Annotated in this window: 30 protein-coding genes and 2 tRNA genes; 21 read left to right on the top strand and 11 right to left on the bottom strand. The window is 35.8% G+C overall.

Annotated elements, in window-relative coordinates; all coding sequences use genetic code 11:
- Positions 1-10 precede the first annotated feature (10 nt).
- Entirely contained in the window at positions 11-769 is a 759-nt protein-coding gene (locus NSIN_RS01450; protein WP_101009051.1) for a sulfurtransferase, read from the top strand.
- Here NSIN_RS01450 and NSIN_RS01445 read toward each other — a convergent pair.
- Together NSIN_RS01445 and NSIN_RS01440 are read right to left on the bottom strand one after the other, a co-directional pair.
- On the bottom strand, positions 716-1,234 hold the full coding sequence (locus NSIN_RS01445; protein WP_101009050.1) for an NOB1 family endonuclease: 519 nt from the start codon (positions 1,232-1,234) through the stop codon (positions 716-718). The two genes, NSIN_RS01450 and NSIN_RS01445, sit on opposite strands and share 54 nt — an antisense overlap.
- Positions 1,224-2,039, bottom strand: coding sequence for an NAD(+)/NADH kinase (locus NSIN_RS01440; protein ID WP_101009049.1), 816 nt, complete (start codon positions 2,037-2,039; stop codon positions 1,224-1,226). The genes NSIN_RS01445 and NSIN_RS01440 overlap by 11 nt, the downstream gene beginning before the upstream one ends.
- A gap of 87 nt (positions 2,040-2,126) precedes the next feature.
- On the opposite strand from NSIN_RS01440, the gene NSIN_RS01435 reads away from it, so the two are divergent.
- The 4 genes from NSIN_RS01435 (at position 2,127) to NSIN_RS01420 (ending at position 6,340) form a co-directional block, all read left to right on the top strand.
- Positions 2,127-2,969: a sulfurtransferase gene (locus NSIN_RS01435; RefSeq protein ID WP_101009048.1), complete on the top strand. Its 843-nt coding sequence runs from the start codon at positions 2,127-2,129 to the stop codon at positions 2,967-2,969.
- 76 nt (positions 2,970-3,045) lie between these two features.
- On the top strand, positions 3,046-3,279 hold the full coding sequence (locus NSIN_RS01430; RefSeq protein WP_245871868.1) for a hypothetical protein: 234 nt from the start codon (positions 3,046-3,048) through the stop codon (positions 3,277-3,279).
- Positions 3,280-3,316: 37 nt separating this feature from the next.
- A complete protein-coding gene (locus tag NSIN_RS01425; RefSeq protein ID WP_101009047.1) occupies positions 3,317-4,270 on the top strand; it encodes a 4Fe-4S dicluster domain-containing protein in 954 nt (317 codons plus the stop codon).
- Between the two features lie 48 nt (positions 4,271-4,318).
- The gene (locus NSIN_RS01420; protein ID WP_101009046.1) at positions 4,319-6,340 is read left to right on the top strand and encodes a cellulose synthase family protein; all 2,022 of its coding nucleotides are present in this window, start codon (positions 4,319-4,321) and stop codon (positions 6,338-6,340) included.
- Here the strand turns inward: NSIN_RS01420 and NSIN_RS01415 are convergent.
- Both NSIN_RS01415 and msrB read right to left on the bottom strand, forming a co-directional pair.
- Positions 6,337-7,812, bottom strand: coding sequence for a chemotaxis protein (locus tag NSIN_RS01415; protein WP_101009045.1), 1,476 nt, complete (start codon positions 7,810-7,812; stop codon positions 6,337-6,339). The two genes, NSIN_RS01420 and NSIN_RS01415, sit on opposite strands and share 4 nt — an antisense overlap.
- 246 nt (positions 7,813-8,058) lie before the next feature.
- Entirely contained in the window at positions 8,059-8,433 is a 375-nt protein-coding gene (msrB, locus tag NSIN_RS01410) for a peptide-methionine (R)-S-oxide reductase MsrB (RefSeq protein WP_101009044.1), read from the bottom strand.
- Between the two features lie 270 nt (positions 8,434-8,703).
- On the opposite strand from msrB, the gene NSIN_RS01405 reads away from it, so the two are divergent.
- Genes NSIN_RS01405 through NSIN_RS01395 form a run of 3 tightly spaced genes read left to right on the top strand, consistent with a single transcriptional unit; the run spans position 8,704 to position 11,339 of the window.
- Positions 8,704-9,282: a hypothetical protein gene (locus NSIN_RS01405; RefSeq protein WP_101009043.1), complete on the top strand. Its 579-nt coding sequence runs from the start codon at positions 8,704-8,706 to the stop codon at positions 9,280-9,282.
- A complete protein-coding gene (locus NSIN_RS01400) occupies positions 9,282-10,877 on the top strand; it encodes a hypothetical protein (RefSeq protein ID WP_101009042.1) in 1,596 nt (531 codons plus the stop codon). Before NSIN_RS01405 ends, NSIN_RS01400 begins: the two co-directional genes overlap by 1 nt.
- Before the next feature lie 42 nt (positions 10,878-10,919).
- On the top strand, positions 10,920-11,339 hold the full coding sequence (locus NSIN_RS01395) for a hypothetical protein (RefSeq protein ID WP_101009041.1): 420 nt from the start codon (positions 10,920-10,922) through the stop codon (positions 11,337-11,339).
- Position 11,340: 1 nt separating this feature from the next.
- Here the strand turns inward: NSIN_RS01395 and NSIN_RS01390 are convergent.
- A tRNA-Gly gene (locus NSIN_RS01390) sits at positions 11,341-11,414 on the bottom strand.
- An 82-nt stretch (positions 11,415-11,496) separates the two neighbouring features.
- Between NSIN_RS01390 and NSIN_RS01385 the strand changes: the two genes are divergently transcribed.
- Positions 11,497-11,772, top strand: coding sequence for a hypothetical protein (locus NSIN_RS01385; RefSeq protein WP_101009040.1), 276 nt, complete (start codon positions 11,497-11,499; stop codon positions 11,770-11,772).
- Here the strand turns inward: NSIN_RS01385 and NSIN_RS01380 are convergent.
- Positions 11,769-12,275 carry a 50S ribosomal protein L16 gene (locus tag NSIN_RS01380; RefSeq protein ID WP_101009039.1) on the bottom strand — a complete coding sequence of 169 codons (507 nt, stop codon included), beginning with the start codon at positions 12,273-12,275 and terminating at the stop codon, positions 11,769-11,771. The two genes, NSIN_RS01385 and NSIN_RS01380, sit on opposite strands and share 4 nt — an antisense overlap.
- A gap of 65 nt (positions 12,276-12,340) precedes the next feature.
- Entirely contained in the window at positions 12,341-13,195 is an 855-nt protein-coding gene (locus NSIN_RS01375) for a S16 family serine protease (RefSeq protein ID WP_165775216.1), read from the bottom strand.
- A 96-nt stretch (positions 13,196-13,291) separates the two neighbouring features.
- On the opposite strand from NSIN_RS01375, the gene endA reads away from it, so the two are divergent.
- The 4 genes from endA to NSIN_RS01355 all read left to right on the top strand — a co-directional run bounded on the left by endA (position 13,292) and on the right by NSIN_RS01355 (position 16,660).
- Positions 13,292-13,861, top strand: coding sequence for a tRNA-intron lyase (gene endA / locus NSIN_RS01370; RefSeq protein ID WP_101009037.1), 570 nt, complete (start codon positions 13,292-13,294; stop codon positions 13,859-13,861).
- A gap of 273 nt (positions 13,862-14,134) precedes the next feature.
- Positions 14,135-14,560 (top strand): hypothetical protein, encoded by a 426-nt coding sequence (locus NSIN_RS01365; RefSeq protein ID WP_101009036.1) that lies wholly within the window; start codon positions 14,135-14,137, stop codon positions 14,558-14,560.
- 69 nt (positions 14,561-14,629) lie between these two features.
- Positions 14,630-15,232: a hypothetical protein gene (locus tag NSIN_RS01360; protein ID WP_133124025.1), complete on the top strand. Its 603-nt coding sequence runs from the start codon at positions 14,630-14,632 to the stop codon at positions 15,230-15,232.
- A 111-nt stretch (positions 15,233-15,343) separates the two neighbouring features.
- Positions 15,344-16,660, top strand: coding sequence for a cache domain-containing sensor histidine kinase (locus NSIN_RS01355; protein ID WP_101009034.1), 1,317 nt, complete (start codon positions 15,344-15,346; stop codon positions 16,658-16,660).
- Between the two features lie 45 nt (positions 16,661-16,705).
- Here NSIN_RS01355 and NSIN_RS01350 read toward each other — a convergent pair.
- Positions 16,706-16,781, bottom strand: a tRNA-Glu gene (locus NSIN_RS01350).
- Between the two features lie 111 nt (positions 16,782-16,892).
- On the opposite strand from NSIN_RS01350, the gene NSIN_RS01345 reads away from it, so the two are divergent.
- On the top strand, positions 16,893-17,771 hold the full coding sequence (locus NSIN_RS01345; protein ID WP_101009033.1) for a hypothetical protein: 879 nt from the start codon (positions 16,893-16,895) through the stop codon (positions 17,769-17,771).
- 226 nt (positions 17,772-17,997) lie between these two features.
- On the opposite strand, the gene NSIN_RS09370 is transcribed toward NSIN_RS01345, so the two are convergent.
- The gene (locus tag NSIN_RS09370) at positions 17,998-18,144 is read right to left on the bottom strand and encodes a hypothetical protein (protein WP_165775215.1); all 147 of its coding nucleotides are present in this window, start codon (positions 18,142-18,144) and stop codon (positions 17,998-18,000) included.
- A gap of 97 nt (positions 18,145-18,241) precedes the next feature.
- Here NSIN_RS09370 and NSIN_RS01340 point away from each other — a divergent pair, with 97 nt between their 5' ends.
- Both NSIN_RS01340 and NSIN_RS01335 read left to right on the top strand, forming a co-directional pair.
- Positions 18,242-19,909, top strand: coding sequence for a cupredoxin domain-containing protein (locus NSIN_RS01340; protein ID WP_101009032.1), 1,668 nt, complete (start codon positions 18,242-18,244; stop codon positions 19,907-19,909).
- Between the two features lie 20 nt (positions 19,910-19,929).
- On the top strand, positions 19,930-20,610 hold the full coding sequence (locus NSIN_RS01335; protein WP_101009031.1) for a hypothetical protein: 681 nt from the start codon (positions 19,930-19,932) through the stop codon (positions 20,608-20,610).
- Here the strand turns inward: NSIN_RS01335 and NSIN_RS01330 are convergent.
- The gene (locus NSIN_RS01330) at positions 20,562-21,065 is read right to left on the bottom strand and encodes a hypothetical protein (RefSeq protein WP_101009030.1); all 504 of its coding nucleotides are present in this window, start codon (positions 21,063-21,065) and stop codon (positions 20,562-20,564) included. The genes NSIN_RS01335 and NSIN_RS01330 overlap by 49 nt on opposite strands.
- Before the next feature lie 66 nt (positions 21,066-21,131).
- On the opposite strand from NSIN_RS01330, the gene NSIN_RS01325 reads away from it, so the two are divergent.
- Positions 21,132-21,773 (top strand): hypothetical protein, encoded by a 642-nt coding sequence (locus NSIN_RS01325; protein ID WP_245871865.1) that lies wholly within the window; start codon positions 21,132-21,134, stop codon positions 21,771-21,773.
- Here NSIN_RS01325 and NSIN_RS01320 read toward each other — a convergent pair.
- Positions 21,754-22,074: a nitroreductase/quinone reductase family protein gene (locus tag NSIN_RS01320; RefSeq protein WP_101009070.1), complete on the bottom strand. Its 321-nt coding sequence runs from the start codon at positions 22,072-22,074 to the stop codon at positions 21,754-21,756. The two genes, NSIN_RS01325 and NSIN_RS01320, sit on opposite strands and share 20 nt — an antisense overlap.
- An 88-nt stretch (positions 22,075-22,162) precedes the next feature.
- Between NSIN_RS01320 and NSIN_RS01315 the strand changes: the two genes are divergently transcribed.
- The 4 genes from NSIN_RS01315 to NSIN_RS01300 form a co-directional block, all read left to right on the top strand.
- On the top strand, positions 22,163-22,609 hold the full coding sequence (locus NSIN_RS01315; protein WP_101009028.1) for a PRC-barrel domain-containing protein: 447 nt from the start codon (positions 22,163-22,165) through the stop codon (positions 22,607-22,609).
- A 67-nt stretch (positions 22,610-22,676) separates the two neighbouring features.
- Positions 22,677-23,678: an ATP-binding cassette domain-containing protein gene (locus NSIN_RS01310; protein WP_101009027.1), complete on the top strand. Its 1,002-nt coding sequence runs from the start codon at positions 22,677-22,679 to the stop codon at positions 23,676-23,678.
- Positions 23,675-24,454 carry an ABC transporter permease gene (locus NSIN_RS01305; RefSeq protein ID WP_101009026.1) on the top strand — a complete coding sequence of 260 codons (780 nt, stop codon included), beginning with the start codon at positions 23,675-23,677 and terminating at the stop codon, positions 24,452-24,454. Before NSIN_RS01310 ends, NSIN_RS01305 begins: the two co-directional genes overlap by 4 nt.
- Before the next feature lie 75 nt (positions 24,455-24,529).
- The coding region (locus tag NSIN_RS01300) for an HYR domain-containing protein (protein WP_133124024.1) at positions 24,530-26,850 on the top strand (2,321 nt) is incomplete at its 3' end.

Genomic DNA, 26,850 nt, shown 5'->3' with positions numbered 1-26,850 from the left:
TATGGAATAATTGCTAGTCTCATACCGATGGTTAGTTGATCATTACAATGATGCTGATATAGTTATACTTGATTCTAGAGGAAACACTGCGTATAGTTATTCTCATATTCCAAATTCTCATCCTCTTGGAATTGAAAAGGTACTACAAAGTAATTCTGATGGCATCACACCTGTAATTGACAGTGATACAGCAGCTTCTCTATTTGGTTCACTAGGAATTGATGACTCAAAAACTGTGATAATCTGTGGAGATTCTATGGATCCAGCAGCTGCAAGAGTTGCATGGACTTTACTGTATTTTGGTCATACTAAAACAAAAATTCTTGATATGTCAATGGTTACTTGGAAAAACAACGGTTTTCCTACAACAAAAGAAATTACCAATTCTGTACAAACAACTTTCATCCCGAATGTTAATGCTGAAATAAGAATTGAAGCAGAATCTCTTCGCAAAAAAATTGATGATGCTGTTATCATAGATGCACGTTCTCCTCAAGAATTTATGGCAGGAAGGATTCCTAATGCTACACTTTTTCCTTTCACTGATGGCGTTGGAGAAAATGGGATGCTTTTTAAAGAAAAAGATGATCTTTCACATATTTTTAGAGAACAACAGATTCCTACCGATAGAGAGTTGATATGTTATTGCACTCTAGGTCACAGGGCTGCAAATCTCTTCACACAGCTAAAGATTGCAGGATATGAAAACGTGAAATTATACGATGGCTCTTTTGCTGATTGGATCAGTAATGGATTTCCTCTTGCTTGACTTTCTTTTTAATTTACTACCGCATATGGGACACTCTAATATTTTTTTTGATACTTTATTGCATGCAGGACAATAATAGATGCTCTCTAGGACTTTCGATATTCCCTTGGTCATTATTGGAATGACTTTCAAGTTCAAATGTTTTGCAACATTTGATACAGTATAGTCATCTGTAACTAGTTCTACATCTAATTGTATGCACAATGCTAGTACCGATATGTCTCCTTTTGATAATTTAGGAAGATCGCCTGTTTGACTTGCTTTTTCTAAAACAAGTTCTGTAAATTTTTTTTCTGGCTCTATGATCTTTAACCGCCCTAAATCTATTAGGGCTTGCACTGCATCATGATTTTTCTTGATATGTTTTATCTCCTCAAAAACTCGAGGAGTTGTAAAATTCTGTTCTTGTGAGGAAAATGGAACTCCGGCATAAAATGATGTGGCATCTAAAACTCTAGAAACCAAGCTTGCTCATCTGTCTAAGACCTTGTTTTTTCAGTCGCACAAATACTGCTTGTTTTTTGTATTTCTTGATTGTTATCACTTCATCAAATCTTGCAGTCTTGATTACTTGAGCATCCATAATTATGTTGGAATCGTGACTACTTATGATCTCAATTTTCTCATCAGGAACAACAATTGACGGTAATTTGTTTACCGGAGCAACAGGAGTTATGATGAGTACGTCTAAACTTTCATGAAGTATTGGGCCTCCTAATGAATATGAATGACCTGTAGATCCGCTTGGTGTAGAGACAATGACTCCATCCATTTTCTGTGTTACTGTATCGCTTTGAAATTTAATCTCAAACAATGAAGTCTTTGTTAGATTTTGTCTATTGATGTATATCTCATTTAATGCAGGTGGAAAATCTTGTCCGCCGCAAGATGCAACTACTCTTGTTCTTTTATCCAAAAAGATCTTATCTGCAATAATCTGATCAATGGCAGTATCAATTTGAGAAATTGTTATTTCTGATAGTATCCCTCTGTTTCCGCCTACGTTTATTGCAAGATTTGGTACCTCATTTTCTAAATATCTAAAAGTTCGTAGAGTTGTCCCATCCCCTCCAAGTGTGATTGTCAAATCAAGTTTTGTATTCTTGAGTTCTTCCAAATCATTGACTTTTTTGGCTCCGTCTACTTCTACTGGAGAGACTGTGTATACCTTTGATTTTTTCGCAAGTAGTTTTTTAGCGACCTTTTTTACAGCATCCTCTGATTCTTTTGAACCTACCTTACTTACAAGAGCAACATTGTGAAGTTCCAATTAAAAATAGTAATTTTATTTTCACTTAAAAAGCATCTGATGGATTAAAATATTAATGACCTTTAATTCTGGTATGGTAGAGATAACATGAATTACGCACAACCCGTTTTAACTGATACAGAAACAATTGCAAACAGTCTAAACAATAAATCCATAAAAATTGTAGAAGTAGATTATGATCCTGAGAATGCATATAGACAAGGTCACATCCCAGGAGCTAGTCTGATCTGGTGGAAACGTGACATCAATGATCCTGTAGCACGAGACATTATCAGTAAATCTCAGTTTGAGGATCTTTTGTCTAGAAATGGAATAACAGCCCAGTCTGAAGTTGTACTGTATGGGGATTTCAATAATTGGTTTGCAGCATTTGTATTTTGGATCTTCAAGTATTATGGACATGAAAAAGTCAAGATAATGAATGGTGGTAGGAAAAAATGGGAAATTGAAAAAAGGACTTATACAAAAGATGAACCACAAATACAAAAAACAAATTATGTTGCACAGCCTCCAAATGAAGGACTTCGTGCATACCTTTTTGACGTAAGAAGAGCTCTTGATAAGAATGATACTGTTCTAGTTGATGTGCGTTCTCCAAAAGAATTCACTGGAGAGATAACTGCTCCTGCAGAATATCCTATGGAACATGCACAACGAGGAGGACATATTCCAAATGCAAATAATATTCCGTGGGCAACTGCAGTAAATGACGTTGATGGTACTTTCAAGTCAGTAGAAGAATTAAAGAAAATCTATGAAGGAAAAGGTGTTACTCCTGATAAGGATGTAATATGCTACTGTAGAATAGGAGAACGATCCTCTCATACTTGGTTTGTTCTAAAATATTTACTTGGGTATCCACAAGTTAGAAACTATGATGGATCGTGGACTGAATGGGGTAATATGATTGGAAACCCAATTGAAAAATAATTCCACAGATCAAGAATCTCAAATTCTAAAAAAAGGTATATTCTATGTAATAATCGATGATCCATCTTTTTTCATCATGGAAGATAAGACAAAGCGCGGCCTTACAGTGCAAGAGAGATCTATTGATGAAAAATACAGCGTAGATTCTGACAAGGGAATGATATACGACATGGATGGAATAGGTCATAAAGTTGGCATTAGGTGGTACTTTTCCAAGGAAAAGTATGGATTTGACCAGGTTCTTGCACATGCAACTGAAATGGAGCAGCGATACCGCAAGATCCGAGAAGAAACATGCCCTGACTACTGAGAAGATTTTTAAACTCTTTTTCTTATACTGATGTCGGATGTCACTTCTTCTCAAAGATAAGGTGTACACAGTTCAATCTGCTACATCAAAAAGAGGCGTCTATCCTTTGCACAGTTACAAACTTGGTCTTTATCGTCTTCCTATAAAACTAGAAGATTCCTATGAAATTGATTCTATTGTATCCGGATTCAAGAAAGTCTTTGAAATGGACAAATTTGCTGATAGAGTCTATGCTACATACAGATGGACAGAAGAAAACATGCCAGATCCTGACGAAAGAGGATACAAGTCCATAAATCTTGAAGTTCAAGTTGAGATTGTAACTGGAGAAGTTGTTGATATGATATACCAAATTTATCCAGTTGAAAAATATGGTGATGGTTTATGGGTTAAAGATTATAGAAAGAAAGCAGATACAAATGCAAAAATGATAATTGACACTATTTTACGAAACAGTGTTCTTGCTGACAAGATGATTGATCATGAAGTAAAGACAAAACAAATGTCACCAGAACAAGCACTGAAAGAATTGGAGGAAATGACTCCTCTAGCTCAGATAGTTCCTAATGCTAAACCAAAACCAAAACCTGCATCTCCTCCGCCAGGACAACAAGTTGCACAAGAAGCAGAACCTGTTGCAAATGAGGGAGCAAAACCAGGACCAATTGATGTTGACTTTAAGAAGAAGCTCAAAGTTGTTGAAACTTTTACTGCTCCATCTAGTCATAAGATAAAGGTCTTTGGTCAAAGAAAAGGAAACGAAGTATTGGGAATTTGGGGAGAATTTGTATCTGTAGATTATGATATCTGTGTAGGAGATGGTGCATGTATTGATGCATGTCCTGTCAAAGTTTACGAATGGGCAGAATTCAAAGGACATCCAGCATCTGATAAGAAACCATTGATGGCACGAGAACCTGATTGTATCTTCTGTCTATCTTGTGAAAATGTATGCCCAGTGCAGGCAATCAAAATTTCAAAGAAAGGATAGATAACTCCTAGCGGTACGGCTATAAATCCAGCAGGCTGAAAATTTCACATGCTGACACATGCCATCCCAAATACTCTGACACAATTTCTTTGGAATTTATTCCTTAGTATTGCGATGGTTATCACACTTTACACCTGCAATTTCTATTATCTTGTAATGATTTCACGGCGTCAAAAAAAGAACAACTCTGTTGAATTAAAAGAAACTCCTACTGTCACAGTACAGCTGCCGATATACAATGAAAAGTATGTTGCTGCAAGATTAGTTAATGCTGTATGTGCACTTGATTATCCAAAAGACAAACTGTGCATCCAAGTTCTTGATGATTCTAATGATGAAACATATGAATTGCTTGAAAATCTAGTTTCCGATTATAAAAAAAACGGATTTGACATACATCACATACGCAGGTCAAACAGGAAGGGGTACAAGGCAGGTGCATTACGTAATGCCATGAAGTTTGCAAAAGGTGATTTTATAGCCATTTTTGATGCTGATTTTATTCCTCCTACCTGGTTTCTGAAAAAAGCATTATCTTATTTCTGCGCTCCAAACATAGGTCTAGTTCAATGCAGATGGGGTCATGTTAACGAAAAATATTCTCCTATAACCAAAGCACAAGCTCTCAGTCTTGATTTTCATTTCTTGATAGAACAAAAAGCAAAAAGTAACTCACATCTTTTCATGAGCTTCAATGGAACAGCTGGAATCTGGAGAAGGCAATGTATTGAAGATTCTGGTGGATGGCATACTGCTACACTTGTTGAAGATCTAGATCTAAGTTATAGAGCTCAAATGAAAGGCTGGAAATGTGTGTTCATTCCAGACATTGTAGTGGATGCAGAACTTCCAGTACAAATGAACGCTGCAAAAAGACAACAATTCAGATGGGCAAAGGGGTCAATACAGTGTGCCATAAAGTTACTGGGTGACGTTGCAATAAAGAAAATGCCCGTTGATACCAAGGTTCAGGCTTTTGTTCAGCTTACAAGACACATTGTTCATCCTCTAGTTCTTGCACAATTTTTGATTCTGCCCATACTTCTTGCTTCTAAAATTAATCTTTACATCATAAGTGGATTGCCAGTACTTACAATTGTTGCATATCTTGCCATGGGGCCTATTGCGTACATGCTTGTGATTCAAAAAATGTATGCAAAAAAATGGAAGTCTAAAGCACTTTCTTATCTTTACTTGCTAGTGTACTCTGCTGGTATGTCCGTCAACAATACTGTTGCAGTATTTGATGCTCTGTTTGGAAATAAAAACGAGTTTTTGCGTACTCCTAAATTTGGAATAATAAAAAATGATGATGACTGGAGGGATAAAGCATACGCCCTTCCATTCACAAAAACTACACTTCTTGAGATATTCTTTGGAGTATATGGTATAATTGGTATGTTTGTTGCAATATTTTCCAATAATCCTATCTTTGTACCAATAATTGGAATACAGGTGGCTGGATTCCTTTACATTGCATATCTTAGCATTTCTCATTCAACATTTAAAAAAGGCAAATCAAGAGGTAGAGTCGAATCAAAGGCGGAAAAAATGGCAAATAGTTACTACAAAGCTGCATTAGCTGGCATAATTGGTTTGATAGTTTTGGGCGTTGTGATGGCATTTGAGGAATACGGTAATACGATTTATCCACTTGATCAATCTAGAGGACTGTTAGCAAGAATCCAAGCCACTTCAGATCCACAGTCTATTCATAATGATATTGCAACTGTAAAACAACTATTGCCCAAGTCTGGAAACCCTGTTTGGATATTTCCTACAGAGGAAACTGATTTTGGTTTAATGCAGAGAGATCTTAGTACGATGCAGGATACATTAGATAAAATCTCTACCACCTCTGAAGATAGTGCCGCATTTCATACTGGTATGCTCAATATTCATGCACAAGCAACTACGTTGGTATTCAATTTACTAGATGCCACTCCCTACATGTATGTCAGTGTATCCAACATGTTATTTGGTAGCATTTGGGTTGGAGTGATCATTGGAATATTTGCATTCTTGAAAAGGAAAAAAGATAAACTAAAAGATCTGGAAGAAGACGCCTAAGTTATATTCAAATCGCGTCTTATTTCATCAACAGCGCGAATACCGAAAAGATCCCGTACTTGTTCTATTCTGATTGCTTCTTTTACAATGTCAGAACCAAGCTCTGTAATTAGCATTCTGAAGACATCTGTAAATCTAATCTCCCATCTATCAGCACAATCCAAAATCTTTGATATGCTCCATTGTTTTACCTCTAGAGGCAATGGTATCTTGGTCTCTGTTTCGATTGAAATTCTATCAAACAGGTTTATCATATCTTTTGTCTGATCTGCCATGTTCTCAATGTCTTCTAATGTGCCATACTTTGATTCCGAACTCATTCTAATCTTTGATTGGAACTCTGACAAACGGAGCAATCCCATCACTTCATGAGAAGTATTCTGAGATGTCTTGTGAGTAACATGTTTGATATCTTGCAATTGTTGGGAGATCTCGTATGTTTTTTTGTTAAACTCTGTAATTGCTGCTGAATTCTTGTTTAACAATTCTGTAAAATCTGATATCTTTTCATCCAGATCTTTATTCTTGCCAATCACATTTTCTCGGAAATTAGAAAATTCAGAATTTATGTTTCTAATATCGTTGCCAAGCTCTGATAGTGAATCTGTTTTCTTTATGAGAAAATCTATTTCTGCTCCCACGTTTCTTATCTGAGATTCCAAGCCTGGTATGATGGAATCTGTTTTTGTAATTACAGAGCCAACCTCTTCCTTCAAACCTGTTATGTTCTCTTCTAGTGCGGACATTTTTTCTGTCTTTGACGCTATTTCCTTTGTATTTTGTCTAACTTCTTCAATTTCATGGCGTAAATTAACAAGAGATTCTGTCTTGGTAGATATTTCATCTGTACTCTTTCGCAATTGATTTACTTCACTACTTAGATTGACAAGCGATTCTGTCTTTGTTGATATCTCACTTGTATTCTTTCTTAATGCTTCTACCTCTGTACTTAGATTGACAAGTGACTCTGTAGTATGTGCTACATTTTTGATCTCTTCTCGTACTTTTTCTGTCTTTTCTGATATGTGCATTATCATCTTGGTGTTATTTCTCGTAGAGTCTATGTTGTCAGCAATACTCTGCATGATTTTGTTGGTGTCTGGCATAGATTCTTGTTTATCTCGAATCTTCTCAACATGGTCTTGTAGCCTTGTTATCTGATTGTTTATCTTGTCTATCATGTTGGAATGTGCCTTTACCTGGCTCATTCCAGAAAACAGTCTCTGAGTATCTTCTTCAATTATGTTAATTTGTCTTGAATTTTTCTGAATTTGATCAAGAGATGAGTTTACAGTTGTTATCATGTCTCTTAGTGAAATCAATATCTTCTGGTTCTCGACAAATATCTTTGACATTGTTTTTACTTCTGAAGCCAGTGTCTTTGTGGCATCCGATATTGACGCCATTTTTTTGACAGCATCATGTGTAGAATCCTTAGATCTTGGTTTTGCTTCTCGCTTTGGCTTGGTCACTTTAAATTAGAACAAAACCAGTCGATAAAAAAGTTGAGGTCTAATTTTGTTTCATACAAAAAAGAAAACCAGGTTTAGTTATTGACTAACTCTGGGTCATGGAGGCTTTCATGAAACGTCTTTGCTACTAGACCATTTGGAGTCTCAAAGAACTGTTTTGGACAATATTCGCAATTTAACATAGATTACGGTATCATACGGTACTATTAATAACGAGGTAACTTTGCAATTACCAGTCCTCTAATCCTATTTTTCAAATTTCAATGACGCTGAATTTATACAGTATCTCAAACCTGTAGGATTTGGACCGTCCTCAAATACATGGCCAAGATGTGCATTACAATTTTTACACAATACCTCTACTCTTAGCATTCCATAACTGGTGTCTTTCTCCGTTTTTACGTTGTCTAAGATTGGTTCCCAAAAACTAGGCCATCCAGTGCCTGAATCAAACTTTGTCTCTGAACTAAATAACTGGGCACCACAACAAAGGCACCTGTAAACTCCTTTTTCTTTAAAATTGTAATATGCTCCAGTAAAAGGCGGTTCAGTTCCTTTCATTCGACATATGTCGTATTGTTCTGCAGTAAGCTTGTCCTTCCAGGGATCCTTTGTTTCCATTGTTTTGTTTTATTTCTTTTAAGATTTAACCCTTGGTCTTGAAAATTTTCATATTTTCAAAGCAGTCAGATACCCCAGGTATAATTCATCATGTGCTCAGAATACCCAATCATCATTCTGCATGGCATCTTACCTTGGTATTCTTTATAATGTGACCGATTGGATTTGGCCTTGTGCCTGACAGGAATGTTATTGGCTATGAATGTAACAAATCTTCACTAAATTGTTATCCTATGTCACCTTGGATATTAAATAAAATTTTGTAAATTCATGCCTGTGATAGACGAGATACTGGAAAAAATTAATGCCTCTGGAATGGGCGGAATAAAGAAGGTTGAACTAAAAAAAATATTTGGTAAAGAATGTGAAAATATACTTGAGGAATTAAAGACAACAGAGAAGATTTTCATTGAAAAAAAAGGTGTAGCATATTTTGTATGGACTAGGGAAAACTATGTCCAACATTTGACACAAAACGATCCTAAATTCAAGGTAATGCTTAACATGCTAGATGGCATGAATCAGTCTTTAGCAAAGGTGCAAGCACATGCAGATACGTTACAAGAGGAACTGGAAAGATGTGTCTCCCAGGCTAACGTATCAAAAAATGATGATTTTGAAGGTATGTTCAACAGTTCGTTAAATGAATCATCCACATCCATAGGATGGGTTCCATTTGATAAAATTAGAGAAAAAATATGTGAACATCAAAATCTATCAAAAGAGAAATTCTATCAGATGGCTACAAACTTGATTGAAAATAATCAGGACAAGTACGAACTATCCTCTGGAGGACAAGAGGGTATTGTAATGCGTGGACTTGTTCATGGCTATGTGAGGAATATCTAATGTATCCATACAATCTAGATTTTAACCCGTATCCAAGTAGTCCAACTCCTACGGAAAAAGATGCAAAAATACTTGGAGGAAAAAGACACAAGGAAGCAAAAACTGCAATACTTGAATGCATCAAGGAATTAAATAGAAAAGTTGAGAATAAAACTGCAGATAATGGAGATTTTCGAGTCATCACAGTTGTACAGGATGTAGGTTCTGGTAAAACACATCTTGCATTACATGTCAAGAGTCTAAAAGGTAGATACAACATGGAATGTTCTTATGTTGACTTGTCAACCATATCACCAAAGTCTATTTCTGGAATCTATGATGCTATACTAAAGGGATTTGACAATGAATTTTTTGTACAGTTACGTACTAAATTCCTCCATTACTTGAGAGAAAATGCTGAGCAAGGAGATAATTCTGCCAAAAAAGCACTCGGCTATAGCATTGTAAATAAGCTAACTGGAATGACCATAAAAGAAAAAACTGAAGAAATCATTAAAGGAACACAATCTGTATCTGTAGAAAATCTTGGACAGTTCCTGATCCATAAATTCAACTACCATGAGTCAACTCTAATCAAAAATGTAATCTCTAATTCTTTTGATGAAGCACACAACCTAGAAACTCTGATAGGTATGTTGTCATCTATATCTAGATTGACTCATAGATTCTTGGGAAAGGTTCTTGTTTTTGAAATTGATGAGCTTGATGGTAACAAAGACTCTATTGAATTTATCAAAGGTGTGATAAACGCACATCTTCCTGCATCAGTACTATTGTTGATATCAACACCATCTGGTTATCTTGAGATACAAAATGTCAATCCATCGGTATTTGATAGACTAGAAAAGGCAAATTACAAGATAGACTTGGCAGGATCAAACTCTAGAGATGAACTCGCAGAAATTGTTACCGAATACATACAACATGCAGATAAGAATAACAAATTTGTCACAGATGCACAGCAGGAATTAGAAGGACAAATTCGGGTGTTATATGATGAATTTACAGAGTTTAGAAATGTACGCTCTGTTATCAATATCTTGTACCAATCAATGGAAAAAGCAATGCAGTCTGACGCCAAAAAGGTAGATGAAAATGTCATCGATGAAGCTATAAGACAATCGTATCCTGGACTTCGAGTGCGAGGAAGTATAATGAATATACCCATATCTGATTTTCTGACAATACGAAGAAATGGTAATAATGAAAAAGAAATCAGAAAGGCAGTACAGAATTTGACTATTTTCGAACATGAACTGGGTAGTATACAAAAATTAGAAAAACAAAACTTGGTTTTTGATGCAGTGTATCAGGATAATCTAGGTTCCAAAGTGGGACTTGCAGTAATTGCCGATGAATTAGGCATTCCTGACATAGAGAAAATCTCTGATATCTCAAAATCTGCAATAGTAGATAAATTGATAATACTTACAAACAAAAAAATTCAAACTCCATACAATGCTACTGTAGTAAATATGGATAAATCAAAGATAGTAGATCTGATATACTTTAACAACAAATATCATGACAAGAAAATTGCTGAAGAAGATACTGAGAGAATTGAACTCTTGGCAAAAACTCTAAGCATTATCTAATCAGTCAAGTATCTTTTTAACAAGTTCCAAGTATTTTCATTTATGGCAAACGAAGAATTAGACAAATTCCTAGCACAGCGACACAAAGATGTGACACTATTTGATTTTGAAGGAAAACAAGTTCCATGCATTATTCTAGATGATGAAAAATTCCGAAGTATAATGAAAACAATTGCTGGAAAGCCAGTGTCGGTTGAAACAAATCTCAACATACTTCAAGATGGCCTTGGACATGTCTTTGTACGAATAACTCTGACTTTTTCACAGGGTAATATTGAAGAAAAATTTCTCATATATGCAAATGAATCTGTTGATTTCTTTGAAGCTTTGGCAGATACTGCAATGCTTACACTTTCATCTAGTTCTCAATATGGTAGTTCCAATGTATTTATGATACAACTACCAAAACCGGAACGAGCTCAAAATGCTTTGGATATCATCAGAAAGGGATTACACAAGTAAATGCGGTTGCCGGGATTTGGACCCGGGTCGCAGAATTGGCAATCCCGCATAATAACCAAGCTATACTACAACCGCTTAACCGATTTAGAAATTGCTAGTCTATTAAAGGATACGGTTTAGAATATAATTTTTTTAACAGGTGACTCTAGTATAGGTAGTGGACGAACAGCTTAAAGTAAAAATAAATCAGAAAATAAGCGAAGTTGCAGACAAGTCCGATGAAATTTCTAAACTTACAAATGCACTAAATGAATTAAAGATAAATCAAAATGCATTTGGTTATGGAATCGTAATCGGACGTCTATACAATTCATTTTATTATCAATGCAGAAGAATTCTGAAACGTAATCCTACCAGTGATGAATTTAATGAATTTCTAAATATTCTAAACTCGAAACAACATGAAATTCTTGATCTTTTAAAATCGAATTAAGCTGCTGTTTTCAATGGAATTACTTTGATTGTCGGTGTGCATGGTAGCTTAACAGATGCTCCGTGTAAAGCCTTTTTTGCAATTTCCAAATGTTCCTTTTTGACATGTGCTTCCATGATCACTTGTCCTATGTTGATACGAGCTGCTAAACTAACAGCTTTGCCAAATGCACCTCTCATTCCTTCAGACAGTCTGTCTGCACCAGCAGTTGATATCATCTTATTTTCTCGTAGAAGAATATGTGGATAAACCCTTAATGTTGAATAATATCCTGTTTCACCAGTGACTGTCTCTATTGCCTTGTTGGCAGCTAATCTAGCAGATTCAATTGCCATGTGTCTTATCTGCATCTTTTGACTGGAACAGAGCTGTACGCAATAATCATAATCGCCATCTCTTTTTCCTCCGAAAAACTTTGCAATTTTTATCTGAGGCTTACCCTTGATGTATTTTTTCCTTGTATATGGTTGGCCATTTCCAACGCGGTAATTTGCTCCGTGCATAATAACACTTTTTTCTGTTTATTAATAGCCCATATTTTAACCGTTGAGTCACTAAACTGGATTATCTATGAAGAATTAAAGTAATTCAGTGCATCTTTGATACTGCTTATCTCTACTACCTTCATACCGTATTCTTTCTCTGTTATCTCTGAAAGTGGTTTTTCTTGGGATGTGCATGATCTATATGTGAACGATCCTTCTGTTCTTTCATCACACGTTTGTATCTGAGCTACTGCTTGGCCTGTTGGAACTAGAAATGTTTTTGCTCCGTATTTCCCTGCCGCATCTGCCTTCTCTGCAGCCCCTCCAATTTTTCCAATTGTACCATCATCTTGTATGGTACCAGTCATAAGCACTGTGTTATTTATGGGGTGGTTCAACATGTCTGATATCAAAAGTACTGTCATTGCACCTCCAGCACTACCTCCATCTACTGCTTGTAGTTCTTGTTGTTTCTCAGATGAGATTGAAAAGATCACATCTTTTTTTGAAAGATCAATATTGGTGTATTTCTGGGCTACTTGCACTGCTGTTCGTGCCGATGTTTGAAAGTCAACACCAGTAGGTATTGCTGTATTGACAAGTACTAATCCAGTACCATCCCGAATCTCTACTGTTATCTTCAAAACTGTGCCCACATACGTGGTGGTCTCAAAAAATCCATCACTCTCAAGAACAGGTCTTACTGCAACAGCTGATATGGATTTTAGGTTTGTATCATTAATACTGGGTGTATTCTTTGCACTGGATTGATTATCTAATATAGGCACTGGCTGTATTGTTTTTTGATTATAATTCTGTTTTTGGTATTCTGCTATTGTTTGCTGTAATTGCTGTGTTTTCTCGTATTGGATGTAATTTAGCCCAACTGAAACTATTATTATTCCAACCAAGGAAAATATCAGATATCGATTAACCATATGTGAAGAATATACTATTGTTCCGTAAATAGATTTTTTGCCAAATTGCATTTTGTGACAAGTAATATTATATTGATACTAGTTTAATGTGGGTCTATGTCTGAATTAGAATCCAAGGTAGAAGGGGTGCTGATAAAAGATCATGTATTAATTTCTGACAAGGATATGCAACATAATTTGGAACAAAAAGGATTTGGAGAAATTACTCGAAAAAAGTTTCTTCTCAAACCCTTCGAATCTCTATATTTGCTCTATATTGACAAACTCAAACTCCTGCGAGGAAAATCTGAAATTGATTTTGATTCCTTGCTTGGAGAATGTATGAAAACTGATCCTGATTCTTTTACAAAATTTTTGATATATCGAGACTTGAGGACAAGAGGTTATGTTGCAAAAGATGGTTTTGGTTTTGGTTCTGACTTTAGAGTGTATGAGAGAGGGCAATTTGGGGAAAAAGGTACCAGGTATGTTGTATTTGGACTTACAGAGGGTAGACGAGAAAAAATCGGTCTTCTACAAAAGCAAATAGAAGAGATAACCACGATGGGAAAAGAACCAGTACTTGCAGTGATTGAAAGAAGAGGTGAGGTGATATATTACAAAATCTCCAAGATCCAATTTCATCAAAATAAAGATCAACCAGGATATTCTAGTATAGAGTCTTAAATACAGTAAAGCTATTTTTTGTATTGTGGAGTTTAAGGAGATCTACTGTTTTAATTGTAGGAAAAGTCTTGGCAGGTATAATGAAAAATACTTTACAGATCAAAAAATGAGCGAGATAATAAAAGCAAATCACGCTTCACATATCTATGAAGGGCATGAAGTAGTAATCAAAAGAATAACTGTCTGATCTCTATCAAACTTGATGCAATATAATTGGCATTGCTAATCATTGATAAGTAATTGTTTTATAGTCATAGTAGGTTTCTCAAACTGTTGAAAACATCACTATTTCTTCTTGGTTCTGTTGTAATCTTGTTTGGATTTGCACAATCTGCTTTTGCTATGACTAGTAATATCACATTGACTCCTCCTGCATTGGTTGATACTTTTGGAAAACCACTTTCCAGCTTTCAAGTAGGCCAACAAATTGGAGTGCAATCTAATCTTACAAATAATGGTTCATCTGATCAAACTCTCACATATTTAGTGCAAATAATAGACAGCAATGGAGCAACAGATTTTCTAGAGGGTTCGTCACTTTTAGGTAAAGGCATTTCTCCTGGACAATCATTTACAGAAGCTAAAGTGTGGACCCCTCAACATCCTGGACAATATAATATACAGGTATTTGTATGGACTAGTCTTTCATCTGCAGTTCCACTGACTGATGTACTACATAGAACTGTCACAGTAAACTAACTCTCTAGTAGAAATTCATAGAACAAATTCTTCGCATTCCTTAATTATTATAAAAAATTTTGTATGCGCATGCCTGATGAATCGTGCAGAATGTGTGGAGGGGACATGGTTAGTACTAAATCATGTCATCATTGTAGAAAATCACTTCAAAAGAAATGTAAATCATGCAATACACCTTCTCATATGCAATATCATGTACATGATGTGATTGATATCAGGCAAGATCAAAAACCTCTGGTTACTCAGGAAATTCCAACCGGATTAAAATATAGAAAAAATTCTTTTCATTTCTCACTTGCCGCCGTATGTGTAGTTGGGCTTGCCATATTTGGACTTGTGGCGACATACTCTAACGAACATATCATAATTCCTGATACAGTTCAAGCAACAACTAGTAATGAAATAAAAATCTCTTCAAATTTTCCAATTACTAACACTCAATCATACAATAATTGTCTTGCATATGGGAGTGGTGAGTCTATAACTGTGACATGCCCTACTAATGATGGAAGTATCTACAAAGGAATTCTGAACATGCCAAGAGATCTTAGTAAAGACTTTACAAGCTCTGTATTCTCTATCCGAGGCGTATCTGTTACAGAGCATTCTGATGGCATTGTAATACTTCAGTATCACATGAAGAACTACACTACAAGTTATTTTGGAAACTAGCATGTCATACCTAAATAGTATCTGCACGCATGTGCGAGAAATATCTTAATCTCATTGAAAGATTAATTTTAACTCCTAGATGCAACAAAAATATGACTGAAGAGATCAAAAATGAATAAAGATAGATTCCTACTTGTGTTTGTCTTTCTTATAGTTGTAATTGCATCTGTTGGCATAATTGCTTATTTTTCACAAAATGCAGTGGAATCCATTCGCCAAACTACAATTGATAGGAGAAATGCTGATGTGGATAATCTGTCTATCATAATAAAAGAAGCAAATCCACATCTTGTGAACAAAGCTATCTCTACAAATTACTTGGGTATGCACTCACTTGTCGCAATTTTGGACAGTAATGGAAATGTAATAACATCCACAAATAATACGATCTTGAACAATATCTCGCTAAAAAAACTCGATATCTTCAAACAGGCAATAAATGGTGAGATGGGAAGCAAAATTGAGACAATAGGTGGCACAAAGATGTTTGTTTCATATCATGCAATTCAGATGCCTACCACAACCTGGGCTTTACTTGTTATAAGACCATATGATGATTCATTCTCAGCTTATGAGACTGCTAAATCTCAAGTTATAGTTACAGTTGTGTTGGTGACTCTACTAGTTACAATCTTTGGATTGTATGTTACAAGAGCATACAACTCAATTAATGATCTTGCTAAAAAATTAGATATTGCAATAAAGGAATTGATTCAAGCAGATAAAGAAAAAGGAGAATTTGCATCAATGGTAAGTCACGATCTGCGGACTCCTGCAGTAGTTATAAAAAGTTACACTGGAATGCTACTTGATCCTAAAATTTACGGCTCATTAAACGAGGATCAGGAAAAAGCTGTTCAAGCAATCTCAAATAGCACACAAAAACTTGAAACACTGATTGATGATATTTTTGACGCATACAAACTAGAGATGAAAAGTCTAAAATTGGAAAAAGAAGATATTGATATTTCAAACTTTATTCAACAAACGATATTTGAATTGACACCTCTGTGTGTCAAGAAGGGGGTATCTATTACAACTAATATCAAAGTAAAAGGCTCTGTTTCATGCGATTCAAAAAGGATATCTCAAGTAATTTCTAATCTCATAAAAAATTCATTAGATTTTGTACCAACAAAAGGTGGACAAATCACTATAGGTGTTGAAAAAGATGAAAACTCAAATGCAGTTTTCACTATATCTGATAACGGTCCTGGTGTTCCTCAAGAACACGTAGAACATCTTTTTAAAAAATTTTATCAGGTAGGGAAAATCTCTTCCAAACAATATGGGGGTAGTGGACTAGGTCTGTCAATATGCTCCCTTTTGGTACAAGCTCACGGTGGGAAAATTTGGCTAGATACAAGCTATACGGAAGGTGCATCTTTCAAGTTCACACTTCCGGATAATAAATTAGAACAAATCTAAATAATCAAAAAATATTGTTTCTGGTTTCTACTGTTTATGTAAAAATGCTCCCGCCGGGATTTGAACCCGGGATCACTGCCTTGAGAGGGCAGTATGCTTAGCCGGACTACACCACAGGAGCTTAGATTAAAGCCATAAAGAATAGCAATTTAAAGGAACGTTTTGGCTTTGAATAAATTTGTAAATTTTAACAGCTTTGTCAGTTTATAGCAAATTGTCTTATCCATTCATCATGGATTTGAAACAAATTTCTGACACTATGGGACTTTCAAATTTTCCTGTGGGTCTAGGAGGGTGTAGAAATGATGGAACTAATTACGAATGCTGTGAATTTAACATAACAGTAATGGATGGAAAATCTGGTGAATCAATTCATAATGTGGATGATGAATATGTCAAGGTACATCATTGTTCTTTTGATACTGTTGAAAGTGACACATTACATCAGTTGCAGAATTTAAGCATCATAAATGATGATGAATGGAAACTTAGGATGTTTCTATCTAAAATAAAAGACAAAAGAAAGCAGATTGCAATTTCACATGCAAGAAGCTGTCTTGTTGATGCAGGAATCTTTGCCAATAAATCTAGAGACTTTGCTAAATTAAAGGATCCGTTTGCAGGTGTATGGATAAAATGTGCCTCTTATTCTCTCGCAGATGCCATATTCTGTTTCAATATGCAAAGACCTAGTCCTACTCATATGCTTGATTCATTAAGAAATATGAAAAAAGATCAAGTAAATCAAAAACTCTCAATAATTCATAATATTCTTGGTATTGAAAGATCCACTACATCACTTCTTTCAAGAATGGCCAAATCTACTGTAGGATTTTCAGATATGATAGAAAACAATGGTAATTCTGGTATTGTGAAGAAAAAATATGATTATCTGGCGAAGAACTCTCTTCTATCTGATTGTTATTTTTATCTTGGATATGTAAACAGGCAAAATGTACTTAAAATTCAAAACCGAATCCACAAAAACCCTGAGTTTATTCATGTACTAAAAACAGGGATGGATATTGAAAATGATCCAATGGTTATAGACAGTCAAGCAGTAACAGTGTTGCAGTCTGTAACTGAAATATTTGGAGATCTAAAAAACTAGGCCATAATTCGATAACTTTTAAAACCCTGCAGGGGATCTCCCAAGTATGACCGATGCAGCATGTGGATGCGAAGCATCCGCTGAAAATAGCACAGAATGCGACTGTGAAATGCAGGGCTCATGTCTTTGTGATGGTAATTGCACTTGCAAAGCATCAGTTTGCAAAGATCACGTAGCTTCATTCTGATTAGGTTTTAGAACCTTTTTTTCTTTCTTTTTTAAAAGCCTACTTTTCGTTTTCGTCTCTTATACCCCATGTTTTGACTAGTTCTTTTTGGAACTTGTCTACCTGTTTTTCATTGAGGGCATCACCACAATTCTTGTGTGTTGGAACAACTACCATTCCATCAAGTTTGAAATCTACTTCATACATGTGGACTTTTTCACATTCACACATATTCGGAATAAAATGAATCCACTATATTTGCTTATTTGAAAGATTTAACTAGATCATTTTTTGTAGCAAATACATGCAAAAATACTCCTTATTTGCAATCTTTGCATTATTACTGATATCACCTGTTGCATTTCAATCTGTACACGCTACATCATCTACTGATTCTTGGTATCCTGGAAAAGGCCTAAAGCAAGGAGATTATTTTAGTTATAATGTATGCTGGACAGACTGGCATAACTGCGCCCCTCTTCAAATGAACTTTTGGATAAAAAATGAAACCAGTGATGGAAGTGGCTGGAATGTAGTATTTGTTGCAGTTGATGGGTCTAACACACAAAAAGGAATCATGACAATTGGCAAGATTACTCCTGATCCTACATCCTTTGATCCTAATATTTCTGATTATACGGGAGTTTACAGAAGTACCGTATCTTGGCTTGATTCTTTTGCAACAAAAGATACTCCAAAAACCTTTGATGTCCCAGCATGGGGAAGAACTGGTTCTGTAGGGGGACAGTCTGTAGGTCCGGTAGATCATGAAAAAGTTACAGTAGGAGCAGGAACTTTTGATACATATGTTCTGGGCTGGCACAAGGGTGTGGACAATAAAATTTGGATAGATTCCAGTGTACCGTTCCCTGTAAAAGCAATTGTCTATGTAGATGTTACAAGTGGAGTGCCACCGCCTGATTATACTTTGGAATTATTACAAATGGGAAACAGTCCAACTGAGCCTAGCTTTTTGGATGTGTCATCAACAATTCATAAAGGTTACAGTCCTCAATGTGATACTCCTAACATGGAACAAGACTCTGTACATGATTCAGTTACAACTGATTCAAACTCTATGATTGTAGAATATAGATACAGTCCATCTAATCCTCATAATGGATGTCCTGTAGAATACAGAATATGGTTTGAAAAGAATTCTGATCCGTCACAAACCTATAGCAATACTCAGTATGATATCTTTACCGTAGATGATCAAGGAAAACAAATATCTTCAATAGCTCAAAGTAAGGGACGCTCATCTCTATTTGCACCTGTTGGTACTGATGATGTTACCACAATATTGAAAGGAACTACTCCTACATCTCATGTACTAATCGCAATGCTTGGTATTGGTGCAGAGGGAACTACTCCTGACCCTACTTTGTCAGGCATTGTAAAATTTGATATAAAGACACAAGACCCATTCAGCGGTTTTGATGTTAGTACAACTGGACAACAAAATCAAACTACTCAAAATAATACTATGACAAACTCTACCATGACCAATTCTACAACGACTAATTCTACAACAGTCACTCCAATGAATAACACTAGCAGTAACATGTCAATGCCAATGAAAATATCAGTAAGTATTCCAAAAGGATCAACTGACAGCAACGGAATAACATATGATCAAAAAGATGTATCAATTATGCCAGGAACTACAATTACCTGGACAAATAATGATGATAAACCTCATACTATAACCAGTGGCTCTGCACAAGCAGGTCCTGACGGAAAATTCGACAGTGGATTGATACAACCTGGTCAAACCTTCTCATATATTTTCAACAGTACTGGCTCATACAGTTACTTTGACCAGCCAAGTCCATGGTTGTCTGGAACTGTGACTGTAAGTACTGCAATACCTGAATTCCCACTAGGTTCTCTGTTGATAATGGCAATTGTAATTACACTCGGAATCTTGTTCATCAGAATAAATCCACGCTTGTCAAGTGTTAAACTATAAAAAACTAAACTGAAAGTAATATGCCAAATATCAGAATAGTAGCTATTTTTGCGGTGATCATAATTGCTGCAGTTGCAGGAATTGCTTGGCCATTTATCGCAAATATGAAAACCAGCTATATTCTAGAACCGGTACATGCAAGTCAATGGCATATTGGAAAAGGTTCTGAAACTAATCCGGAAATGGTGTATCAAATATCATACAACAAAACCCAACTTTCTGCTGATCTCAAGTTTCTTACAATTTCAGGTGGAGGACAACAGATCTCTGCCAAAATAACGCCCAGCGATGGTGGAAAAGAAATAGATCAATCTGTAAAAATTGGACTAGTTTATTATTTTGTAGATACGTCCCCTGAGGCAAAACCATACTTTGACATTCTAAACCAATCTGTTTTTTCTATGCGTGATTATGCTACTGACGACAAATATCTTGCTAAAGATGCAGAGTGGGGTGACCTCTACATTGGAGCAAATCACGAAAAACTAAAAGTAACTGATTCTGGAAAAATGTCCTTTACATTTGGTTCTGCAGATGCATACTTGTTATCATACAGAATAGGTGCAAAAATAAACAAGATTTGGATAGTTGACAATATCCCACTTCCTGTGAAATCTGAAATTTATGACCCTGATGGTAACCTTGTTTATACTTATGAATTGGTTTCACTCAAAGCCCCAGCAGCAGGTCTTACTTCATAACAATTCTCAAGTAGCCAATTACAAAAATTTCTAATTTCTTCATTTATCTTGCCCCACACATGTAGAGATGCAGGCAGGACATCTATTCTAAAACTATCGTGAATTACTCTGACTCCTTCTTTTCCTTCATACATGTACGCATCCTGTATTTGTACACTGTTAAAGATCTCTGACGCTTTTGATTTTATTGATTCTCTTGGTATGGTAAAGTTTCTACTATTTCTCTGAAATACGAATCCCAAATTTTCTGTACCATATGATTCATAATCTTCAATCTTTCCCTTCTCAGGAAAATTTAATGAAATTCTAACGTTATACTTACTTCCTATGTTTGTTGAAATCTCATTGATTGTAGTAAATGCAAGACCTGGATTTTTTTTGAGAAGAAATCTTATCTGTGGATTGTTTGATCTTAATTCCTTTTGCAACTCTGAAACTATTTGAGAAAAACTCACAATTACAGTATGGAAATTTTCTCATATATGCATTAGGGTTAATTATAAGAGAACAAAATGAAACTCATGCTTCCACTAGACAAAGATGGAGTTCCATATGACGAAGGATCAGAAAGAGCATCAAGTGTTGAGGATTACAAAGTTACATGTATTCAATTTATCAAAGATATTAGCAGTGATTATCTTGCATGGGTTGATTATTACAAACTTCCTGAAGATGAAGATAAGAAAAGACGTACACAAATACATGCAATTGTGGAACGAACAAATGATTGGATTGCAAAAATAGCTACCACAATCAAGGGAGTAGATGTAGTCATGAATGATGGAATTCAAAAAATGGCTGAAAGCACTGCAGGATATCCATTTCAGATAGGAGTTTTTGTCAATAATACATCAGGTTATACTATTGCCAAACCCGGAATGATTGACATTAACATAAAATCTGTAGGAAAAGAAGGGATGAAGACAAAGCTTGGATGGCATCAAAAAGACAAACGATTTTTGATAAGCTCCACAGCTCCAGTTACGATTGACGAATCAAATATTCCAGATGGTGATTTTGATCTGCTTGATCTACATCTAAAAATGGACGCCCAAAAATGTCAACTTCGAGATGTTGTATCTTTTACCGTTGTTGTAATGGAAACACGAGATGGCCAAGAATATGAAAGACGAGGTAAAACCACTATAATTCACATGGGGTAACTTCTAGAACTATTCTTGATTCTTCAGATCGTTTATCTGAATATTTCATTTGAGATATTTTTTTGCATAATTGTTGATCCTCTACAAGTAATGCTGTGCCTGAAATAGTCTGCTCTTGATATTTGACTTTAACACTTGGATTGGCAAGTGCATTTTTGAGCCAATCACTGTTAGGATTTCTTCTAGAAAAATAGAATTTACCTTGATAAAAGACAACTCTTATCTCAACAGCATGTTCCTTACCTGTTTTTCTTCCTATGGTGACCAGAATGGCCTTGAAAGTTCCATCTTTGATATTCATATGGCTGATTCTGGTTGTAAAGAATTTAACCGATTGGATTGAAAACTCTGATACCTTCTTCAATAAACTGACTTGTCGAGTTCTTCCCATGGCTACACAAGCTCAATATGACAACAAACAAGTCAAAGCAGATGACTTTAAGGGAAAAAAAGTCATTGATAGAGAAGGAATCGAATACGGTAGTGTAAAACACATACACATCAATACCGACACACTAGAGGTAATAGGAATAACAGTTCACAAGGGGCTACACAAAGATCACTTTCTGTCTCGTGATTATATAGATAGATTCACAGAAGAATCAGTTCTATTATCCTCTGCACCAATACGAATAGATTCACTAGTAGTGGATATTGACGGCCATAAAATTGGTAAAATCAAAAGACTACACATGGCCGTTGACACAAATGAACTTGAATCTATTGAAGTATCTACCGGTTTTACTGGTTCGAGAATATTCCGCACATCAGAAATCTGGGGGGTCGGTGATAAAGTAATCCTTCGACAGACAAAAGACGAATATAAAAATCCGTAAATCTTTTTTTCTTTTTGTATTTTTGATTATAGTAGCAATTTATAACAGATCAATAACCTAGTTTTTGTTGTATGCTGTAGAGACTGACAAACTTTCTAAAGTGTATTCTAGTGGTCTGAAAGCAGTCAACGAAATTTCAATCAAGGTCAAAAATGGAGAAATCTTTGGTTTTTTGGGACCAAATGGTGCAGGAAAAAGTACAACTATTATGATTCTGACCACTCTGTTAAAACCTACTTCTGGAAAGGCCTTTGTTGCAGGATTTGATGTCACAACTAATGCAAAAGATGTTCGAGAAAATATTGGATATGTACAACAAGATTCTACTGTAGATGAATATCTTACAGGTCGTGAGAATTTGGAACTCCAAGCACGATTAAATCACATTCCGAAAAATATTAGATCTAAGAGAATCGACGAAATACTTGAGATAATAGAACTATCTGATAGACAACACGAAGCTGCTGTAACTTATTCTGGTGGAATGAGAAAGAGACTAGATATTGGAGGAGGTTTGCTTAACATGCCCAAAGTCCTATTTCTTGATGAACCTACTCTTGGTCTTGATATACAAACTAGATACAAAATATGGGAGTATATAAAAAAAATTCACAATGAATTTGGTATGTCTATTTTTCTTACTACTCATTATATGGAAGAGGCTGACAAATTATGTGATAACATCTCCATAATTGATAATGGTAAAATCAAGACAACTGGTTCTCCAAGAGAACTGAAAAATGCACTGGGAAATGAAATTGTAGTTTTTGAAATTGACTCTTCTGATAAAATTGATACTTTTGTATCTGATATCAAAAAGATCGCAACTGTAAAGGATGTATCAACAGATGGAACAATGATCACAATTTTTACAACAAGTGGAGATCAACTAACTCCTCAAATCTTTCAACATGCAAATAATCTTGCAATAAAGATCGAAAGTATATCTCTGACAAAGCCTACTCTTGATGATGTTTTCTTGTCTCATACGGGTCGTGAACTTCGTGAAGATGATGGAAAATATGATAGAAAAAAAGTCCGGGAGAGAATGAGGAGAATACGGGCATGACAATGCTAGTTGATGCATATACAATTTTCTGGAGGGAGATGAAACGATATAAAAAATCTCGTAGTGGGATACTGATACGATTGATCCAGCCTGCTATATGGATAATAGTTATGGGAAATACTTTTGCAAGTACTAGACCGTTAATTCAGTCTGTAGGATTTCATGGCTCATACATTGAATTCATGGCTCCTGGTGTGATCATGCTTACTGCAATATTCACAAGCATATTTGGAGGAGTCAACACTTTGTGGGATAGACGATATGGCTTTATGAATAAAGCTCTAGTATCGCCTGTTTCACGATCTTCAATAGCACTTGGAAAAATGCTTGCAATATCTTTGATATCAACACTGCAATCTAGTCTAATTTTGGGAATTGCACTAGCATTAGGTGTACATATTGCAAATCTATTTGTCATATTTCCAATATTGCTCACAGTTACCGTGTTCTCTCTTGGTTTTTCAGGAATATCTGTAATTGTGGCAGCTACGTCAAAATCTCAAGAAACCTTCTGGGGCGTGATTAACTTTCTTGGTATGCCCTTGTTTATGCTAAGTCCAGCTCTATTTCCATTAGAGCTGCTGCCATCATGGCTTGCATTTGTAGCAAGACTCAATCCTGTTACTTATTCTGTCTTACTCATAAGACAGATGATGACTGGCACAGTCCAAATTCTGCCTGTGGCAATTGAACTCTCTGTAATATGTGGTTTTGTTGTTGTAATGGTTGCTCTTGCAAGTTATGTCTTTACAAGAGAAGTTAACAAGCCGTTCTAATTTACCATAATTGACCAAAATTGTAACAATTTCTCACTTAGAAGATCTTTTTAGTATTCTGCAAATCTATGAGTATTGAAGACTCTCCCAGTTCTAATTGGGATTATGGCACTAGTACTGTCAAGTATGTTTGTTGATTATTCTTGGGCTGCATCAGCACCTGCTTTTTCCACACAATGGGGTTCTTATGGGCTTTCTAATACAGGACAATTTGCTTTCCCTCAAGGGGTATCGATTGATTCTTCTGGTAATGTGTATGTGACTGATTTAGGTAATAGAAGAGTAGAGAAATTTGATAACAATGGAAACTTTCTATTTACATTTGGAACAAAAGGAAGTGGAGATGGTCAGTTTAATGCCCCTGTTGGAATTGCGATGAATAATGGTTCTATCTATGTTGTTGATAATGCAAGAAATGATGTACAAAAATTTGATTCTACTGGGAAATTTGTAACAAAGTGGGGAGGACAAGGTACAAACCATGGTCAATTTTTACTTCCACAAGGTGTAGCAGTAGATCCTAGTGGTGACGTATATGTGTCTGATACTGGAAACAGTAGAATTGAAAAATTTGACAGTACTGGAAAATATCTACTCACGATTGGAGAGAGTGGATTGGGAGATGGTCAATTTCTTTCTCCGCGTGCAATCACAGCTGATTCACAAGGAAGTATCTATGTAGTTGATTCTGGAAATAACAGAATAGAAAAGTTTACTGAAGATGGCGTCTTTATACGATCTTTTAGCGCATCAACCGGTGCAAATTTCAAAACACCTCTTGGAATGTCTGTAGACAAGTCTGGTAATATTTTTGTAGCAGACAGTGGAAACAACAGAATAGTTGAACTTGATAACAACGGTAATACAATAACGTCTTGGGGAAGTCAAGGAACAGGAGCTGATTTCTTTGATAATCCAATATCAACAGCAGTAGATTCTACAGGAAATGTCTTTGTTGTAGACTCGAATAATAACAGAGTACAAAAATTCTCACCTGTTGTACTTCAAACTCCTGTTGTGGCAACAACTGTTGTTAATCAAACAAAGATCCAAAATACTACAACTCCTGTAACAGTCACACAAAATAATACACAAAATAATCCAAAAATTACTGCACCAAATGATCACACTCCTCCATCAATTACTGCTCCATCTGATATTACGATTGAAGCAACTGGAATCTTGACTCCTGTGTCAATAGGACAAGCAACTGCAACAGATGATAGTGGTGTTGCATCAATAGCAAATAATGCTCCAACAAAATTCCCTCTTGGAATTACGATGGTAACCTGGACTGCAATAGATAATGGTGGAAATGTAGCAAAGGCAGTACAAAAAATCACTGTGCAAGATACTACCCCACCTGTCATGACAGCTCCTCCGCCTGTTACTGTGGAAGCAACTAGCCCTGATCATAATTCTGTAGATCTTGGATTACCTTCTGTAAATGATGCCGTGGGAGTAGAATCTGTAATAAATGACGCTCCACCATATTTCCCAATTGGAAAGACAACTGTCACCTGGAAAGCATTAGATACTTCTGGTAATGCAGCAACAGCAACCCAGATTGTAACAGTAAAAGATACCACTCCTCCAATAATTCATGCTCCGACCGATATTACACAAGAAGCTACAAGCCAGAACTCTAATGTTGTAGCACTAGGAAATGCCACAGTTACAGATAATGGAATCATAAAATCTGTCACAAATGACGCTCCTACTGTATTTCCATTGGGAAAAACAACAGTTACTTGGACTGCTACTGATCAGTCTGGAAACATTTCTACTGCAAATCAATTAGTGAATATTGTTGACACCACTGCACCTAAGATATCTCCGCCTCTAAACGTAACCTTTGAGGCAACATCTATTGATCAAAACACAGTTTCACTTGGAAATGCAACTGTTACTGATAATGGAATTGTAAAATCCCTTACAAACAATGCAACCAAATTCTTCTCGTTAGGTAAGACAGTTGTATTGTGGACTGCAATAGACGAAGCAGGTAACAAGGCAAATGCCACTCAAACAGTAGATGTAATTCACACAATTCCTCCAAAGCTTACAGTTCCATCTAACGTCACCTTTGAGGCAACATCACTCAAAGACAATACAGTACCAATAGGTAATGCTACAGCTACTGACATCCAACCAGTAACTATCACTAACAACGCATCAAAGACATTCCCACTAGGCAAGACTACCATATTGTGGATTGCTAAGGATACCTCAAACAATATCTCTAACGCAACTCAGTCTATTAATGTAGTTGACACCACTGCACCAAAAATTGCTACTCCGACAAACATAACGATGGAGGCAACTTCGCTAAATAATAATACAATACAATTGACTAATCCCTCTGTAACTGATCTTCAACCAGTAACTATCACTAA

It is taken from the genome of Candidatus Nitrosotalea sinensis (assembly GCF_900143675.1).
In the GTDB taxonomy this organism is placed as follows: domain Archaea; phylum Thermoproteota; class Nitrososphaeria; order Nitrososphaerales; family Nitrosopumilaceae; genus Nitrosotalea; species Nitrosotalea sinensis.
The sequence above is the reverse complement of the archived record's forward strand: the minus strand, read 5'-3'. Positions and strand labels throughout refer to the sequence as shown.